Origin of the sequence: Brucella thiophenivorans (assembly GCF_002252445.1) — a bacterium.
Classification (GTDB): domain Bacteria; phylum Pseudomonadota; class Alphaproteobacteria; order Rhizobiales; family Rhizobiaceae; genus Brucella; species Brucella thiophenivorans.
In genome coordinates, this window is sequence record NZ_NNRJ01000027.1 from 55,754 (window position 1) to 70,318 (window position 14,565).

Below are 14,565 nucleotides of genomic sequence, written 5' to 3' on the forward strand. Positions count from 1 at the left end.
ACAATGAGTATTGTTATTATATATATTCAAATAGCTTTTATTATTCTCTTTCAAAGCCTTTAGATAAGGAGGGCATACTCTACTGTTGCGATCTTTTATACCCTGAGCCAAACGGTTAGCTTCATTATTGCGGTAAGATTTGCTTTCCGTCTGTATGTTTGAAAATTCAAGAAAGCTTGGTAGCGCTATACTAGCTAATAGAAATAGTGAGCAAGATAACAATACAACCCCGATACTTATTGATACAATGCTCTTCATCTTATTCCCCCTTTAAGCGCTAAAAATCTTTTATTATGAATTGCATATTGATCAAGACTATTTTTTATTTTTCGTACAAAATGTCTCCCGTAGATCTGCAAAATTAAAAAGAGCTTAGCTTATCGACACCCTTTTCAAATAATTGAGAATTGCTTTTACGTGGTCCGAGAGGGAAAAGCATCAAAAATGCTCCAAGGCTACGGCCTACAACTCCTTGGGCCAATTTTTGACAACTTACGCGATTGCGTCGAAAAAGGTTTTTATACTGACGTCGAAAACGACTATGGACGTTGTAAGGAATGGTCGATTGAACTTCAAAAATTACTTCATTTTCACCTATAAGACAGGACTATTGTGACATCGCTCGAATTAGGGCCTTTTTTGTCCGAATTTCGTCAATGAAAACAAAGGGGCTTCGCTTAGTCCGAAAGACACGACGTCAGATCATGTAAATGATGTATTAATAGCGCTGTGTGACAGGGGGTGGATAACATGAAGACAATTGAAGATTATTTAAACGTGAATGGCCCTTGCTTAAGCGGAGAACTGAGTGAGTATCTTGTTAAAACTTACAAGATTGCACCTGCCACAGCTCGCAAGCGCGTTTCACGTGCGATTGATACGAACAATACCGTAATTAAAAAACTGCATGGAGTAACATTTCCACACAAAGCAAGGTTCATTTATCTAACAAAGGACTTTGGTTCTCTTCGATATTGGATGGAACTTGAAAATGCGCTTTTAAAGTCTAACTCCGTTCTGGGCCTTGCAATTTCTGCTCTTCGAGCTCGGAATGGCCTTATTCCCTTAAAGCATTTCAAGATTGCCTGTGGCGCACCGCTTAAGCAATCAAGGCATCTTTCTCCAGAAATTGTAATCGAACGCTTACAAGCAGCTAATTTGATCGAAATAAAGTCGATTAATGGGTTGGGGGATTGCGTGGCTCTTATAAAACGAGACAACGTTTACGAAAGGATTGCTGCTGAACTTCAGCCACGCTTTATAGTCGAGTCTATTGTTTTAAAGGCAGTATCAGATTGGATGCGTAAGCTCGGTATTGCAAGCTACGATCGGGTTAAAACTCGCGAGGATAATATTCTTCCAACTGTAGGTACATTTGCCTGGGACATGACCGCACCGTCTTATCTCGGCCCTATGCTTCGTTTTAGTAAAGACGGTGAGGGCAAAAATGGCTTTGTCGCATGCGACATACTGCTTGATAAGAAAGTGGACCTATTTGGCATTCTGCCATTCCTACATAAATGTAAGACTTTGCGACAGTTGCGTAATGTTGGGCCATGTTTGCAGATATTTGTTGCGGATCGATATACAAAAGAAGCCTTTCAGATGGCTAAGAAGGCAGGTGTTATACCAGCCACACCGTCGAGCCTTTTTGGAAGGGAGGTGGCAGAAGGCCTCAATGAGCTTCACAAAGTTTTGCATAATGCAGCGGCATCAATAATTGATCCTGAAGCATTTGGCACATTATTCAAGAAATTAGGAAAAATTGAAGGTGCCGCAATACAGATCCGTGGCACATTCTTTGAGTTTCTCGCAGCTGAGATAGCGCGTAAATCGATGCCGAACACGAATGTAAGATTGAATTTAAATTTTAAAAATGAACAAGGAAGCGCTGAAGCTGATGTTGTCGTTATCCAGGATAATCACAACGTCGTGATGATCGAGTGTAAAGGGTATAATCCCTATGCTGAGATACCCTCTGACTATTTCAAACGCTGGCTTCAGCACAACGTGCCGATTTGTTATCAAGCAGCCCGTTCGCACTCAGATTGGAAAAATCTGCCTGTACGGTTTGAATTCTGGGGTACTGGTGAGTTATCTGCTGAATCGTTAGATCTATACGAGCGCGCAAAGACCACCTTGAATCCGGCTCGATATACAATCGATGTAAAGTTGGGACCTGAAGTGCTTGCTCAGGCAAAACTTACGCAAGATGACAGCGTAATAAGATCTATTGAGCAGCATTATATGAGGGCGCGACCCTCTCAAAAGCCTAGTCCGCTTTGAAGTATTATCGGGGCGGATTACGCCCCGATAAACATATGATAATGCTAAAGATGCTCTTCCCAGAAATCTCTGTCAGTTGGATCTATATTACAATCCAAATGAGATAAGTCTTCTTCATTCGCAAATTTGTCGATTTCCATTAGCGCTTTGCGCAGTGGTTTAAGTTTACCGGACCAAATGACGTTGTGTGGTGCGTCACTATCTCGGAAATTGGACTGTATGGCCCTCTCGACCATATCTTTAATATCTGAATCATACCAATTAATGGAATTAGGCTTACTGTAATGTTCCATAATTATATCAATAAAAAAAGATGCATTCATCCAAGTTGGTTTAATTTTAGAAATAGGTTTTATCAATTCATTTAATTCTTCTTCCAGATTATTACCTTTAGTATTTCTTCTATGTGCTTTTAATTCACCTTTGTCTTTTAATTTTGAAATTTCTTCAATTTCGTTAGATTGTTCCGCATTCAATTCTACTAAAATGTCATGTTCTTTTTCTAATTCAGAATATTTCTGTTGAAGTTTCTGATGTTCAAATTGTGAAACATTCTTTGCTGGCGTAAGCTTATTAATCAATCTCTTAGAATCAGTCTTCCACTGTGTTCGCTTTTTATCCCAATCATGTTCAATTCTCTTTTCAAGCTTAATTCCTAATTCTATAATTACCTGTCTCAAATCAATGAGCTTATTATGATCTTCAATATTCCATGCCTGAGTTAAGCCATGGGTTTTAGTAACAACACTGAAATCAGTTGGTGGAACGACGATTGGAAGAGTTTTGTGTGATTGAGACCAAGCAGCCCCCAGCTCCATTAAACAAAACCAACTTTCCATATAGCTCGGCGTCATTAGCGCAATAACGAGCTTCGGATTGCTAATTTTATCTTTCATATATTTGTTGAAATCTACTGTAAGGGGAATGTCATGACCCGGCAGACTTGAGCAAAATATTGAAGCAGCTGGGACGCCAATGGCATCCTTTAAGAATGAAACGAGTGTACTCGCCAATTTGTGATCATGAACACTATGACTAATGAAAATGTCAGCCATGAGACCCCCCCTAAAAATAATAAACTTGTTTGTCGATAACGAATTCAATCTGAAAGTTAAAGCGACAATTAATCGATCAGGCTTTGCTAGTTAGATTTCACACGATAAGGAAAATTATCAACCGCAATCCACAGAATTAAATCGGAACGGAAAACACTGATTGACTCTTCAAGTGGATTAGAACAAAATAGGAACATATCCACATTGAGCGGAATATGTTCCTGAGTGCCTATTCACTTGAGGCAGATTTCGCTCGACCTTTTTTCTGAGGTTTCTATGCGCCTGCCCGATACGATTGAACGGCTATATCTCGATTTTGACGGTTTCTTTGCGTCGGTCGAGCAACAGTGCGACAAGCGTTTGCGTGGTCGGCCAATCGGTGTTGTTCCTTTTGAAGGCACCAATCGAACCGCTGTCATTGCCTGCTCAAAAGAGGCAAAGGCGATGGGGGTCAAGAATGTGATGCCAATTAAGGACGCGCTTCGGGTTTGTCCGGATCTCATTCTCGTACCTCAGAAGCCCGATCTATACCGCCGCGCTCATAACGCCCTGCTCTGCGAGATTGAGACAGTCATTGCCATTGATACGGCCAAGAGCATCGATGAACTGACATGCGTTCTTGATGACAGGGGCAAGCGCGATCCTGAATTGCTTTCTGCCCGTATCAAAGCCGCTATCGCCGACAACATCGGCCCCTATATCACCAGCTCAATTGGCTTTGCCGCCAACCGGCAGTTGGCCAAGATCGCATGTAAGGCTGGCAAAGAGGCCAGCAAGCGCAATGGTAGCTACGGCAATGGCCTCGCCATCTGGCACCCGTCCTCGATGCCAGATCCTTTGCTCAAGATTGAACTTGAGGATATTCCAGGCATCGGCAAGAGCATGGCGCAGCGACTTTTTAAAAACCGTGTCTACACCACAGAACAGCTTTATGCCTTGCAGCCTAAGCACATGCGCAAGATCTGGAATAACGTGAATGGTGAGCGTCTTTGGTACGCCCTGCATGGCTATGATATTCAGGCGCCAAAACAACAGCGCGGCATGTTTGGTCATGGGCGTGTTTTGCCGCCTGAATCTCGCAAGATCGCCGGCGCATATGAAATATCGCGCTTACTGCTGACAAAGGCTGCACGCCGCCTGCGTCGTGAAAACTTCTATGCGGGTGGCCTTTGGCTATGGCTTTCGATCCATGACGGCTCGTGGCTGGGTAAGCACGCCCTGTCCGTTGTAAATGATGACCAAGCAATCCTTGCAGGCCTCAATGCGCTCTGGAACCGTGTGCGGCGTGATTTTCCACGCGGCACAACCATCTTTCGAGTTGGCGTCACCCTGTATGACCTTTCACCAGCTGATGAACGTCAGATTGATCTGCTTAACAATGACGACAGGCTGCGTCAGAAATGGGAGCAAGCCAACGGTGCAGTCGATAAGCTCAATTCCCAATATTCCGGCACAGTGGTGAGCATGGGCGAATGGAAGCCGCCGGCAGGTGGTCACGTGGGAGGCAAGATCAGCTACACCCGAATTCCTTCTGCCGAGGACTTCTGGTGATGGGGAACTGGAAGACGACGATTAAGGTTGGTGATCTGGCCGACGATCAAAAGTTGGAATTGATCTGCCGGAAATGCAAACGCCTCGCCTACACGGATCGAGCGATGCTGTGTGAGAAAATAGATCGGTCTCAGCTTTATCTTGATCAAATTGAAAGCAAGGCCAGGTGCAAAGGGCGTGGCTGTAATGGCAGCATGCGAATGTCCATGGTGCGCTTAAAGGAAATGAGCGGCTTTGTGGGAGGATTGGCATGAGCACCTATGGCGCTGAAAAAGGGAGCCGATCAAAGCCATATGGCAAATTTGAGCATTGGTGCGATGATACCAATTGCAGAGCTTGGGGAACCTACGGTTTTAAAACCAAGTATGGCCAGCTTTGGTTTTGCCGAGAGCATAAGCAACAAGGGGTGGATGCCATGGCTGGACAGCGATAATATTTAGACAAAATAAAAAAAGCGTTCAATCACGCGAGATCAAAGGGGGCATCTTCTTTCAAGCCAACCTCTTTTGTAATTCTCAGAGCTCTATTCGAAATGCTTTGTTCAATGGCTTCACGGCGCATCTTTGATCGCTTTTGACGCAAAGAATTCATCTGATCAGACGCCTTGCGGCCTAACACTGATTTAGCACCACAGATGTACCTTTGGGTGCCAAGTTGTGCCAAGAGACTTTGAATACATGCGTTTTTTTCTTCGTAAGATTCCGCAGTATGATAAGAAGCCCAAAGTTCTTTGATGCGTAGGTGTAAGATATTTGGCGCAATTAAGTTTCGCCCGACAACGCCTATTCCAGTAAGGAATACTGGTCGGTTTCCAGTCCGATAAGCAATTTTATGCGACTTCAAACCTGCGCGTGAGATTATATCGCGAATTTCACTGACAATATCCCCATGAACGAATTTGCCAGAAATAGTCAGATCGTCAACCCAAACAGAATAATTCAATCCGTTATTAGCACACAAGTCAGCGATTTCATCGAACATCTTGCGATGAACGAGGGTGCACAGGACAGGCGTTAATGGTGAACCGAACGATACAAAGCCATCTACTGTGCAGAGATGAGTAAGTAGGCCTGCTACATCCTCGTACATACCCATTTTCTCTTGCAACCAACGGTGCACCATTCCAGCACTGGTTGAAGGGTAGAATTGCTTCAGATCGAGCGTCAAATACTGTTGCTGGTTAAGATGAATTTCTGCGTTGTCACGCTGGCTACGCTTTTGACGAGGGCTAAAGAGATAACTTGGCTGGACGATTTTGTTTAAATGAAATTTGAGACGTTCATGAACTCGGCGCAGATCCGCTACAGGATATTTCAGATCGCGAAGCTTCTGTTTTTTTCCGATAATCTCTTGTCGTCGAACGATAAAACTTTCTTTATGCGTAGCGAGAAATCTCAAATGATCGCGAGTACACCCAACTAATGAACCAATATCACGCTGAGTTGGCCGCTGTGAGAATGGGGAGCTTGGTAGCTCATAAATCTCGATGGGCGGTCGTCGCTTTCTAGGCATGAGACACATCCGCAGGCGAGAGCTTTTCTAATAGAGACAGAACGCCGCTCGCAATAATTAATTTGCCTCTTTTGGGTATGGGTTGGCCGTCAAGTTCTTCAGCAAAAAACAACAACTGAGACATTCGAACGTCAAATCTCTCACTGTAGCGTTCGAGCAAGTCCATTGAGATGCCTTTTGAGCCGCTTTCTATTTCTGAAACCATAGACTGCGAAATCTCAAGCTTTGTTGCCAGCTCCTTTTGGGAAAGGCCAAGATAGAGGCGCAGAAGCCTCACAGCATCATTGATCATAGGCCGCTTTTTGTTACTCATTACAAACTCCTTCGGGCTATTTCCGAGGTCGCCGCTTATTGTCGGCCTGAAAACCAGAACCAAAAACGCAGGACAGTATATGCTGCCTGACCTAACGCAGTGATGACCTTAAAGACCAGAACCGCGTTCAACATGCGACGCCGCCGCTGGCGATGATTTCTATTACTCATTTTAATTTTCCCTGTTTCCGTCGACTTGATTGCCGACGCCCGTAGAACAAGGAAGACTGTTCAGCGACGTTTGACCTCGAATATGCCGCACCTGGTGCCCGACGGGTGCGGCGCGAGGCCACGGGTCCCGGCAGACGCAGGATTGAGACGGGGACTAATCCCCACAGGGCCTCCGGCCCCACATATAGACGGGTTCAGTTTTGAGTAACCATCACGCCTATCAATATAGGGGAGCAAATTAGAGTTGTCAAATTGATTATCGCTTTGAGCGATATGCTATTTGATAAATCCGATAATGGATCAGATTCCATGATGGATTTGGCAGCAACAACCCATCCATAGATTGATCCGCGCTACTTCAACAGTAGCACATATCATTACGTGCACTTTTCATAACTCTGAAAGCCCAAACAGGCAGGCTTGTAGACGATAAGTAAGTAATTCAATTGAAGGCTGCTCGTATCTACCCAAGCAAAATCCGGTCTATGTAATGATTGCCAGCGGGGTCTCGTTGCGTGCCAAACTTCTTGCCATATTTCGACCGATCAGAAAATATCTCATCACCGTCAACGACAATAACAACGCGATTTTCTGTATTGTTCTTTAGAAGCGGCGCATAGCCAATGACGCGTTCTGGGAGCTGGATAGATCCATCGTCCAGACGCTCACCTGATCCATCAAATGTGTAGAATGGCTGGCCTTTGTTGAAGAAAGTTCTTTCATCATAGAAAAAGATCTGCACCGGGACTTTTGGCCCTGAACCCAAGGGGAAAGCGCGAGGGATGGTTATGAACGCGTGCATGCCATTTCTAAAATGAATCTCTTCATCGATTATCGAAAAGCCCTGTCGTAGCCAGAACGGCTTTGCTGTACGAGGCGCGATCTCGATTTCCAGAACACAGTACCCCTCATCCCTAGCTCGGTTTAGCATAAAATCAGAGAGAAGGACGCCAATACTGCGGCCCCGATAATCAGGATGGATCTCAACTATATGAGTACCAGAGATAAAGCCGATCGCGAGTCCGTCCTTAATTAGAACATGAAGCGGAGTGTACCCCTCGCGCCAGTTTCTCTTTACGGTATCCCAATTGCATCTGAAGCCACGTTCTGGCCCCGACCCTTTATATGACGAAGCGATCCAAACCGTATTAGCGGCGTTATAGCTGGCTTCTTCGGCATCGAGCCAGATTTCAACCTCTGAAACCAACTCTTCGGTAGCTGGAAGGATTGCGTAGGTCATGCTGATAAGCGTCCGTTCTCTAACATCACAACCCTTCATCTGCTGGGCCTGCGAAGGGTTGATAGCGTAAATCACAAAAGCGGTTGGGCAGGACTTGAAGTGAAACGGTGTTCTCGCCTTCTAAGTCCTTCCAACCATAAAAGTGCATCAAGGTCCTTTTGTTAGGCTCATTATAGCCATATCTGATATTTAACTCGCTTATTAAGTTCGGGCACTGATCTGTATCCAAAAGCTTTAGTGCAACCATTCTCAAACCCTGGTCTTGTTTATCGAACCAAAAATTCGCAACAAAGTTAAATTTTTTAGTATTGTAAGGAGCAGATAACAAGTGCTCTACAAATCCACCCTCAATCACGTCGGGATAGTTTGGTTTCGATGCTGTATTATCAGATGATTTTACAACTTCGTCGGGGGGCATCTTCCAATTTGTATATTGCCAGTCGGCAAATGCAGAAGTTGTCATAAATGTTAATACGATTGTCGCAAATAAAGTGTTCTTAAACATATCCCCTCGCAGAATCCCTATTTAATCCGGATATCATAATTGCATAATTATAAGTAACGTCCGACAGATACATATGCCCCAAGGGAAACGGTGGAAAATGATCAAAAGAGTTCTTCTTGCTGCCAGCATTGCGCTTACCGCCACGTCCGCATATGCCGATGCTGGATTAGAAGCTGCTAAAAAGATTGTTGCCGAAATGAATAACACCGGCGAGGTCAGCGGCTATAAAGTTGAGGTAAAGGAAGTCGAAACGGACGGATATCAGGAAGAAGCGCTATTATTTGACGGAAAAGAAGTCTTGCGCGGCTATCGCATCGCACTCATCGGCAAACACGCAATTGGCACAGACACCGGCCTCTTCGGAAAAGTGCTGCACGATGGAAATTCGTGTGAATCGAGCCCGTTTCTTGTGTATGTGGACAAGCATAAGAAAGTAACGCCTTACGGCCCAATCGAGACATGCCTCGACACCGTGTTTCAAATCGATGAAAACACGGTAACATTCGAAACTCAGGACATCCCCGGTCTCGGCCAGGAAAAGTGGCAGTGGACTACTGAAAAAGGCATCGTGCCGCTTGGCAAGACAGATTTTGTGTCACGTGATCAAAGTCATTGGGGAGCAGTGCGTGGGAAAACAATCGATAATCCGTGGGACGCAATCAATAATATCACGATAAATGACGCCATTAAGTCTATTTTAGGTGAAAATTACAAAGAATATACAGAAATTCTTTCCAGCGTTGGTTCAGGAAAGCACAAAGGGCACAATTACATTGGCATTTCATGCACCGCTCACATGTGCAACGAAGAAGGCGCACTGTTAATTCTTGATGGAAAAAATGAAAAAGTTTTTGCGGCTTACAAGACTAGGGATCAAAAGATCCAAGTCTTTCCAAACGCAAAAAGCTGGCCGAAAAATTTCCGCCAAGAACTTGCAAGTTGGTCAAAGAAATTCAAATGAATCAAGTATGCACGGTTTGTTGGTTGTGAATTGAATAAGCCCTGTGAAAGCGGGGCTTTTACATTATCCACTTAACTTATGAGCTGGCGGCGCGGAATTATGAAATTAATTGAAACACTGGACGTCGAGGAACATGAATTATAGGAGCAGTTTACCACAATAATCAAAAGCGCTTTTTCTGAGAAAGATGTATTGCTTTGGATATCAATAATCATAGCGGATCAAAGTTTTCTTACAGCTTCAAAATACTTCCAGACATAGCGATCGAGGATGATGTAGCCGCATACTGTGTGAAAACGCGTGCTAAGTTCGCTGTCATCGCGAAAAAGTTCGACGATGACCTAAACACAGAATGGATTGTAAGAAACTACCTTGCGATAAAATACATATTCGCTGCGAGTATAATTCTCGGTACTGCAATTTATGGAGAGAAGAAAAACGTCATCTCTACATTGCCATATTGCATATATTACGCCCTATTATATTCCTGCCGAGCTTTTTTGTTTACCATTCCTGATTTCGATTGGAAAGGTATCAAATCTATCGAAAAAACCCATAGTTCTATCTTAAATTTAACTGAAACCTACTTGCGGCGACTCGATTCAGAGAAGTCAGTAACATGGGCTAAAACTTTGAAAAAGGCTCAGGCACAGCGAGAATTGTATTCCTACCGTTTTCCCACATCCGGTCTTGCTTTCATTAAAGGCGATGCTGTTCAACTCTGCGAGGCAGAAGAGCTTTGTCAACTTCTGACTGATCTCGCAAAGTTAAACTCGGATTGCCTGGAGTCTGCGCTTCGAAAACATAATCCCGGTAAGTTTCGCGTGGTTGAAGGAGATGCGATAAATCTCGCGATGACCTACGAAATGGAGGGTATTGATAATGAAGACCCTGATGACTATTACAGAATTGGGTATCATGTGCGAAAGTTTAGCACTGTTTCGAACCTAGCATTTATGGCCACAGACGGCCTTAGAGACGACTACGCAATCAGCTGGTCAGCAGCAGATCGTCATGGTGATGATGCTTTCAATCCGGATGACTACATGTACCTGCTGCTTAGTTATTGAAGCACTAAATTCGTATGCCAATGATGCCATGGCTGGTCAGCGATAAACCGCGCCCTATTCTTCCTTTCTGGAGGAGAGCATGTGCAATCTTTACAACATTACGACCAATCACGAAGCCATGCGTCGTCTATTTCCGAAATTTGGGGATGTCACAAACCGCGTTGATCCACAACTGGACGTTTACCCTGACTATCCTGCACCTGTGTTGCGCAATCTGGCTGACAGTGATCACGAGCTTGCATATCTGCGTTGGGGCATGCCAACACCGCCAATCTACGTGAAGGGTGAAGCCGACAGCGGCGTAACGAACATTCGCAACCTGACCTCTCCTCATTGGAGACGCTGGCAAGGCGTTGAAAGCCGTTGCGTCGTACCCGCCACATCATTTTCAGAATACGGTCAAGAGCCTGATCCGAAGACAAAGCGTAAGCCGCTGCACTGGTTCGCTTTGAATGAGGAAAAGCCGCTTTTTGCCTTCGCTGGCATCTGGACGACATGGAGGGGTGTGAGGAAGAAAAAGGAGGGTCCAGTTGAGGCCGAAATATTCGGATTCTTGACCACCGAGCCTAATGCTGTGGTCAAGCCTGTTCATCCCAAAGCGATGCCCGTCATTCTTCGCACGACAGACGAAATAAGCACTTGGCTACGCGCACCATGGAATGAAGCGAAAGAGATGCAAAAACCATTACCAGACGCCGACCTAATTGATCTGACGCCACCCATAAAAGCCGTAAGGAGGACAGAATGCTAGGACCAAAGCGTAAAGGCCGATATCCAGATCGTAATCTCGATTGTCAAGAAGCCGTTTCGATGGGCATTTCAGACTTGATTGAGCAAGCAACATTATCCGGAACATCTGAAGCCGACGCAGCCGCTGCGATTGCGGATACGGGCGTTCCGGGCATCCGGGATCTGATAGACGATGCTGTCGCTGCCGGCTGGACAGCCGAAGAGACGGCCAATGCAATCAAGGTCGTATCAGCTGGCATGTATCGCGGATATACAGGTACTGAAGTGGACGAGTGATTAAACAATTCGACAAAAATAAGCCGCTCAAGCGGCTTATTTTTCCAATTTATAAGTTTTAAAATCCTGCATTTTCTGAATTCGAAGCCAAAAATAGGGATTTCTTAATCGTGGCGTTTTTGAAAAAAGACGCGCAAGCTTAAAAGCATTTTTGACATTCATGCGCGTATTTTCCTGAACAATTTGACTTAAGCTTGAAGGCAAAATTGTTGAGGTTTCATAAAGTCGCACATAATTTAATTCTGTTTTTAAAAAAATCTCGTCAAAAACATCCTGAAAATTATCTTTTCCGTCCAGTTCTAAGTTTGTAAAACTTGTCTCGTAGGGCGCAATCTCAAGCGTTTTATTTACAATTTCGGCATTTTTCGAGCCTGCGTTGACCATTGATTTGATAACCAATTCAAACCAATAATTATTGCTTTCTCCAAAAAGCCCACTGAACTTGCTGTAAAAATCAACACTCGGAATGCGCTTTCCATTCAAAATATCGCGCACGTATTGGGTCGATACTTCCAATATTTCAGCAAGTTTCGCGATCGATATCCGATCTCTCTTCATGCAAAATTCGAGAGCCTGACCAATATTTTCATATTTCATTTTTCTCAATCCTAAAGAAATTTTCTGATTGTATTTACTGTATCATTTTTCTTTTTCAATGATAATATATGACTGTGTTAAATCAGAAACTATCAACACATATCACTTTTTTCAAAATTTCTAAACCTATTATTTTCGTTTTTAGAAAAGATAATAATATATTTTTTTAAATGTTATGGGTCTAATAATATTCTAAATTTCTAGGCTTATAATGCCTTCAAATTCAGCCAGAACCCAGAACTTTTAGCGGCTTGATGTGCCAATTCAAAATTTCCTTTAAATTGTTGCGGTCCTCAAGATTAATTTTATTCGCGAGAAAATCGAGAAAGCGAGAAACTGCCATGTGCGCATCAGGATCTACAATTGCTATTTTTTTTCCGTCAACGAATGCGTCAGTCTTTGGGATATATGACTGACAAATATGGTTGCCCTCGTAAAAGACGGCTAAGCCAAACCCATCATCAACGGCTGCATCTTTTGGAACGATTTGTATAAATTCGCTGTATGAAAAATTTTCGGAATATGTATCTGGATAATGCTTTTCTGACCTCATCAAAAAAATATTAAAATCACCGGCTGCGATTAATCCGTTTTTTCCGTCCAGCTCATCAAAATCGTTTTTTATAAAATCAATTTTTCCGATAATCATAACGTCTTCAAAAAGTGTAATGTCGCGATCAACAACACCATTTCCGAAGATTTTTGAACTGTTCATTGCTCGCGCCCGATCAGTCAAAATCGCATTACCAAATAATTCGGCTGCGTGGGTCGCCAGAGCGCGTTTTGAGACGTGGGCGTTGTCATAAACGTGGGCATTTTCTGTAATCCAGCAATCGCCAAAATGAGACAAATTATGATCACCTTGGATCCATCCGCCCTCGTCGCCTACGCGCACACCGTGGCGCTCGATATTTCGGTTTGAGAATATCTCGTGGAGCATCACGCCTTCGCCTGTAAAGCTGTGAAGAACCTCGAACGTGCGGCCGGTGTATCCATATTTTCGGGTCATTACAAAAATCCTCGTTTAAATAATTTCACCATAGAAAAAGCCGCCAGTTGGCGGCTTATCGGCTATTCTTCAATTTTTGATAGCCTTTTTTGAAGCGCCTTTTGGCGCTGCATTTCTTTGTGCTGGTGTTCCTTCAGCATTTGGTCGCGTTGCACTTCAGCTGCCAGCTGGGCCTCCATGACGTGCGTTTCTATAAACATAGCCGTTGTCCTTTCAAGACGTGCGGGGTCGGTACCGCCTCTCCAGGCAGCGGTTAATGCGGTATGTTCATGCTTCAGATTTCTACGTTCTTTGTGTTCTAGACACGGGCTGAACGCCGCCGAGGGCTTTAGAGCCTAGTAAGTCAGCTGTTGGATCTGAGCTAAAGCTGAACGAACAGCTAATTCTTTTATTTTATTAATTGCTTTGGAATTAAGGGAATAAATTGTTTTTCCAGCAATATTAATAGGATTATCGCTTAGTCCAGCATGCATAAGCCGCCAGCCCTCATCATATCTTTTAATCATAATCTCCGTCGTTGTGCCTGATTTGGTTTTTTTGTCTTCATTTTCTATCTGCCACTCATATTCACCGAAGGTCTGAACTGTTGATCCTCGACGCTCATCTCTGGTCAAATGCCGGTCTCGAATAAATTTTTCAGCTTGGACTGACATATCAACAATCAGATTGTAACGATCATCGGCTTTGTTAGTCTGCCTAAACTCTGCCTCCAGGCATTTTGCAATCAGGTCTTTATTGTCATGGTTTATTTTAATGCCGCGCGGGAACAACCTACTTACGTTAGACATTGGATCACTCTTCCTGCGCCCGTAGCGCTGAAATGTTGCTGGATTGCTAAACCGCGCAAGTTGCGGGTATTCTTTTTGTCTAATCACAATCCCACATTTTATGAAAAGATGCAAGCTTTATATATGTATAAAGAAACAATATAATACTAAATTTTGTTTTTCGTTGGTTTTGCATGTGCGTCGATACAGAAAAGCCGCCCTGATGGGCGGCTATTGAACACCTTAACGTGCGTAGCCGGTGATATGGGTGGCCTCTTCAGTGTTGAAAGGGCTTGTGTGAAAGATAATCTCATCGACACTCGTATTCAGTATCGTACATAACATATCCGTAATCATACATTCTAAATAATAGCTAATTCTGCCCTCAATATTGTGATGTTCTTGAATTTTCATATTATCGTAATTTGTCAGGTTAATTTGATCTGCGCTCGATACCCTTCTATCTTCATTATATTGGATAGATATAACATTATAATTGAGCT

19 protein-coding genes are annotated in these 14,565 nt (G+C 43.8%); 8 read left to right on the plus strand and 11 right to left on the minus strand.

Annotation, left to right across the window (positions count from 1 at the left end; all coding sequences use genetic code 11):
- The first annotated feature begins 750 nt into the window (after window positions 1–750).
- Complete coding sequence (locus tag CEV31_RS12655) at window positions 751–2,286, plus strand: hypothetical protein (RefSeq protein WP_210190920.1); 1,536 nt, start codon at window positions 751–753, stop codon at window positions 2,284–2,286.
- A gap of 44 nt (window positions 2,287–2,330) precedes the next feature.
- Here the strand turns inward: CEV31_RS12655 and CEV31_RS12660 are convergent, their stop codons facing one another.
- Window positions 2,331–3,341, minus strand: a complete 1,011-nt coding sequence (locus CEV31_RS12660) for a toll/interleukin-1 receptor domain-containing protein (protein ID WP_094507437.1) — start codon at window positions 3,339–3,341, stop codon at window positions 2,331–2,333.
- 276 nt (window positions 3,342–3,617) lie between these two features.
- Between CEV31_RS12660 and CEV31_RS12665 the strand changes: the two genes are divergently transcribed.
- Genes CEV31_RS12665 through CEV31_RS12675 form a run of 3 tightly spaced genes read left to right on the plus strand, consistent with a single transcriptional unit; the run spans window position 3,618 to window position 5,332 of the window.
- Window positions 3,618–4,892 (plus strand): Y-family DNA polymerase, encoded by a 1,275-nt coding sequence (locus CEV31_RS12665; RefSeq protein ID WP_094507438.1) that lies wholly within the window; start codon window positions 3,618–3,620, stop codon window positions 4,890–4,892.
- Window positions 4,892–5,146 carry a hypothetical protein gene (locus CEV31_RS12670; protein WP_094507439.1) on the plus strand — a complete coding sequence of 85 codons (255 nt, stop codon included), beginning with the start codon at window positions 4,892–4,894 and terminating at the stop codon, window positions 5,144–5,146. Before CEV31_RS12665 ends, CEV31_RS12670 begins: the two co-directional genes overlap by 1 nt.
- Window positions 5,147–5,152: 6 nt before the next feature.
- Window positions 5,153–5,332, plus strand: a complete 180-nt coding sequence (locus CEV31_RS12675; protein WP_169717347.1) for a hypothetical protein — start codon at window positions 5,153–5,155, stop codon at window positions 5,330–5,332.
- A gap of 22 nt (window positions 5,333–5,354) precedes the next feature.
- Here CEV31_RS12675 and CEV31_RS12680 read toward each other — a convergent pair whose 3' ends face one another.
- The 5 genes from CEV31_RS12680 to CEV31_RS12695 all read right to left on the minus strand — a co-directional run bounded on the left by CEV31_RS12680 (window position 5,355) and on the right by CEV31_RS12695 (window position 8,632).
- Window positions 5,355–6,404: a reverse transcriptase family protein gene (locus CEV31_RS12680; RefSeq protein ID WP_169717348.1), complete on the minus strand. Its 1,050-nt coding sequence runs from the start codon at window positions 6,402–6,404 to the stop codon at window positions 5,355–5,357.
- Complete coding sequence (locus CEV31_RS12685) at window positions 6,397–6,717, minus strand: helix-turn-helix domain-containing protein (protein ID WP_094507442.1); 321 nt, start codon at window positions 6,715–6,717, stop codon at window positions 6,397–6,399. Before CEV31_RS12685 ends, CEV31_RS12680 begins: the two co-directional genes overlap by 8 nt.
- 35 nt (window positions 6,718–6,752) lie before the next feature.
- The gene (locus tag CEV31_RS21420; RefSeq protein WP_268876348.1) at window positions 6,753–6,887 is read right to left on the minus strand and encodes a hypothetical protein; all 135 of its coding nucleotides are present in this window, start codon (window positions 6,885–6,887) and stop codon (window positions 6,753–6,755) included.
- Window positions 6,888–7,350: 463 nt separating this feature from the next.
- A complete protein-coding gene (locus tag CEV31_RS12690; protein WP_169717349.1) occupies window positions 7,351–8,127 on the minus strand; it encodes a GNAT family N-acetyltransferase in 777 nt (258 codons plus the stop codon).
- Window positions 8,128–8,152: 25 nt separating this feature from the next.
- On the minus strand, window positions 8,153–8,632 hold the full coding sequence (locus CEV31_RS12695) for a hypothetical protein (protein WP_094507444.1): 480 nt from the start codon (window positions 8,630–8,632) through the stop codon (window positions 8,153–8,155).
- Window positions 8,633–8,729: 97 nt separating this feature from the next.
- On the opposite strand from CEV31_RS12695, the gene CEV31_RS12700 reads away from it, so the two are divergent.
- The 4 genes from CEV31_RS12700 (at window position 8,730) to CEV31_RS12715 (ending at window position 11,689) form a co-directional block, all read left to right on the plus strand.
- Window positions 8,730–9,593 carry a hypothetical protein gene (locus tag CEV31_RS12700; RefSeq protein WP_094507445.1) on the plus strand — a complete coding sequence of 288 codons (864 nt, stop codon included), beginning with the start codon at window positions 8,730–8,732 and terminating at the stop codon, window positions 9,591–9,593.
- Between the two features lie 197 nt (window positions 9,594–9,790).
- On the plus strand, window positions 9,791–10,663 hold the full coding sequence (locus CEV31_RS12705) for a hypothetical protein (RefSeq protein WP_094507446.1): 873 nt from the start codon (window positions 9,791–9,793) through the stop codon (window positions 10,661–10,663).
- Between the two features lie 79 nt (window positions 10,664–10,742).
- On the plus strand, window positions 10,743–11,414 hold the full coding sequence (locus CEV31_RS12710; RefSeq protein ID WP_094507447.1) for an SOS response-associated peptidase: 672 nt from the start codon (window positions 10,743–10,745) through the stop codon (window positions 11,412–11,414).
- Complete coding sequence (locus CEV31_RS12715; RefSeq protein WP_094507448.1) at window positions 11,408–11,689, plus strand: hypothetical protein; 282 nt, start codon at window positions 11,408–11,410, stop codon at window positions 11,687–11,689. The genes CEV31_RS12710 and CEV31_RS12715 overlap by 7 nt, the downstream gene beginning before the upstream one ends.
- A gap of 36 nt (window positions 11,690–11,725) precedes the next feature.
- On the opposite strand, the gene CEV31_RS12720 is transcribed toward CEV31_RS12715, so the two are convergent.
- From CEV31_RS12720 to CEV31_RS21225, 5 genes are all read right to left on the minus strand, one after another.
- Window positions 11,726–12,286, minus strand: a complete 561-nt coding sequence (locus CEV31_RS12720) for a helix-turn-helix transcriptional regulator (RefSeq protein WP_094507449.1) — start codon at window positions 12,284–12,286, stop codon at window positions 11,726–11,728.
- A gap of 223 nt (window positions 12,287–12,509) precedes the next feature.
- Window positions 12,510–13,295: a hypothetical protein gene (locus tag CEV31_RS12725; protein WP_094507450.1), complete on the minus strand. Its 786-nt coding sequence runs from the start codon at window positions 13,293–13,295 to the stop codon at window positions 12,510–12,512.
- Between the two features lie 62 nt (window positions 13,296–13,357).
- Window positions 13,358–13,495, minus strand: coding sequence for a hypothetical protein (locus CEV31_RS21115; RefSeq protein ID WP_169717350.1), 138 nt, complete (start codon window positions 13,493–13,495; stop codon window positions 13,358–13,360).
- Window positions 13,496–13,630: 135 nt separating this feature from the next.
- Complete coding sequence (locus CEV31_RS12730; RefSeq protein ID WP_094507451.1) at window positions 13,631–14,083, minus strand: hypothetical protein; 453 nt, start codon at window positions 14,081–14,083, stop codon at window positions 13,631–13,633.
- Window positions 14,084–14,305: 222 nt separating this feature from the next.
- Window positions 14,306–14,565 (minus strand): hypothetical protein (locus CEV31_RS21225; protein WP_210190921.1); only part of this gene is annotated, 260 nt, incomplete at its 5' end.

Bases quoted from the DNA above. Each gene is read 5' to 3' on its own strand.
- CEV31_RS12685 (WP_094507442.1), bottom strand. From the start codon at position 6,717: ATGAGTAACAAAAAGCGGCCTATGATCAATGATGCTGTGAGGCTTCTG.
- CEV31_RS12675 (WP_169717347.1), top strand. From the start codon at position 5,153: ATGGCGCTGAAAAAGGGAGCCGATCAAAGCCATATGGCAAATTTGAGC.
- CEV31_RS12670 (WP_094507439.1), top strand. From the start codon at position 4,892: ATGGGGAACTGGAAGACGACGATTAAGGTTGGTGATCTGGCCGACGAT.
- CEV31_RS12720 (WP_094507449.1), bottom strand. From the start codon at position 12,286: ATGAAATATGAAAATATTGGTCAGGCTCTCGAATTTTGCATGAAGAGA.
- CEV31_RS12715 (WP_094507448.1), top strand. From the start codon at position 11,408: ATGCTAGGACCAAAGCGTAAAGGCCGATATCCAGATCGTAATCTCGAT.
- CEV31_RS21420 (WP_268876348.1), bottom strand. From the start codon at position 6,887: ATGAGTAATAGAAATCATCGCCAGCGGCGGCGTCGCATGTTGAACGCG.
- CEV31_RS12665 (WP_094507438.1), top strand. From the start codon at position 3,618: ATGCGCCTGCCCGATACGATTGAACGGCTATATCTCGATTTTGACGGT.
- CEV31_RS12690 (WP_169717349.1), bottom strand. From the start codon at position 8,127: ATGACCTACGCAATCCTTCCAGCTACCGAAGAGTTGGTTTCAGAGGTT.
- CEV31_RS12680 (WP_169717348.1), bottom strand. From the start codon at position 6,404: ATGCCTAGAAAGCGACGACCGCCCATCGAGATTTATGAGCTACCAAGC.
- CEV31_RS12700 (WP_094507445.1), top strand. From the start codon at position 8,730: ATGATCAAAAGAGTTCTTCTTGCTGCCAGCATTGCGCTTACCGCCACG.
- CEV31_RS12655 (WP_210190920.1), top strand. From the start codon at position 751: ATGAAGACAATTGAAGATTATTTAAACGTGAATGGCCCTTGCTTAAGC.
- CEV31_RS21115 (WP_169717350.1), bottom strand. From the start codon at position 13,495: ATGTTTATAGAAACGCACGTCATGGAGGCCCAGCTGGCAGCTGAAGTG.
- CEV31_RS12660 (WP_094507437.1), bottom strand. From the start codon at position 3,341: ATGGCTGACATTTTCATTAGTCATAGTGTTCATGATCACAAATTGGCG.
- CEV31_RS12730 (WP_094507451.1), bottom strand. From the start codon at position 14,083: ATGTCTAACGTAAGTAGGTTGTTCCCGCGCGGCATTAAAATAAACCAT.
- CEV31_RS12695 (WP_094507444.1), bottom strand. From the start codon at position 8,632: ATGTTTAAGAACACTTTATTTGCGACAATCGTATTAACATTTATGACA.
- CEV31_RS12725 (WP_094507450.1), bottom strand. From the start codon at position 13,295: ATGACCCGAAAATATGGATACACCGGCCGCACGTTCGAGGTTCTTCAC.
- CEV31_RS12710 (WP_094507447.1), top strand. From the start codon at position 10,743: ATGTGCAATCTTTACAACATTACGACCAATCACGAAGCCATGCGTCGT.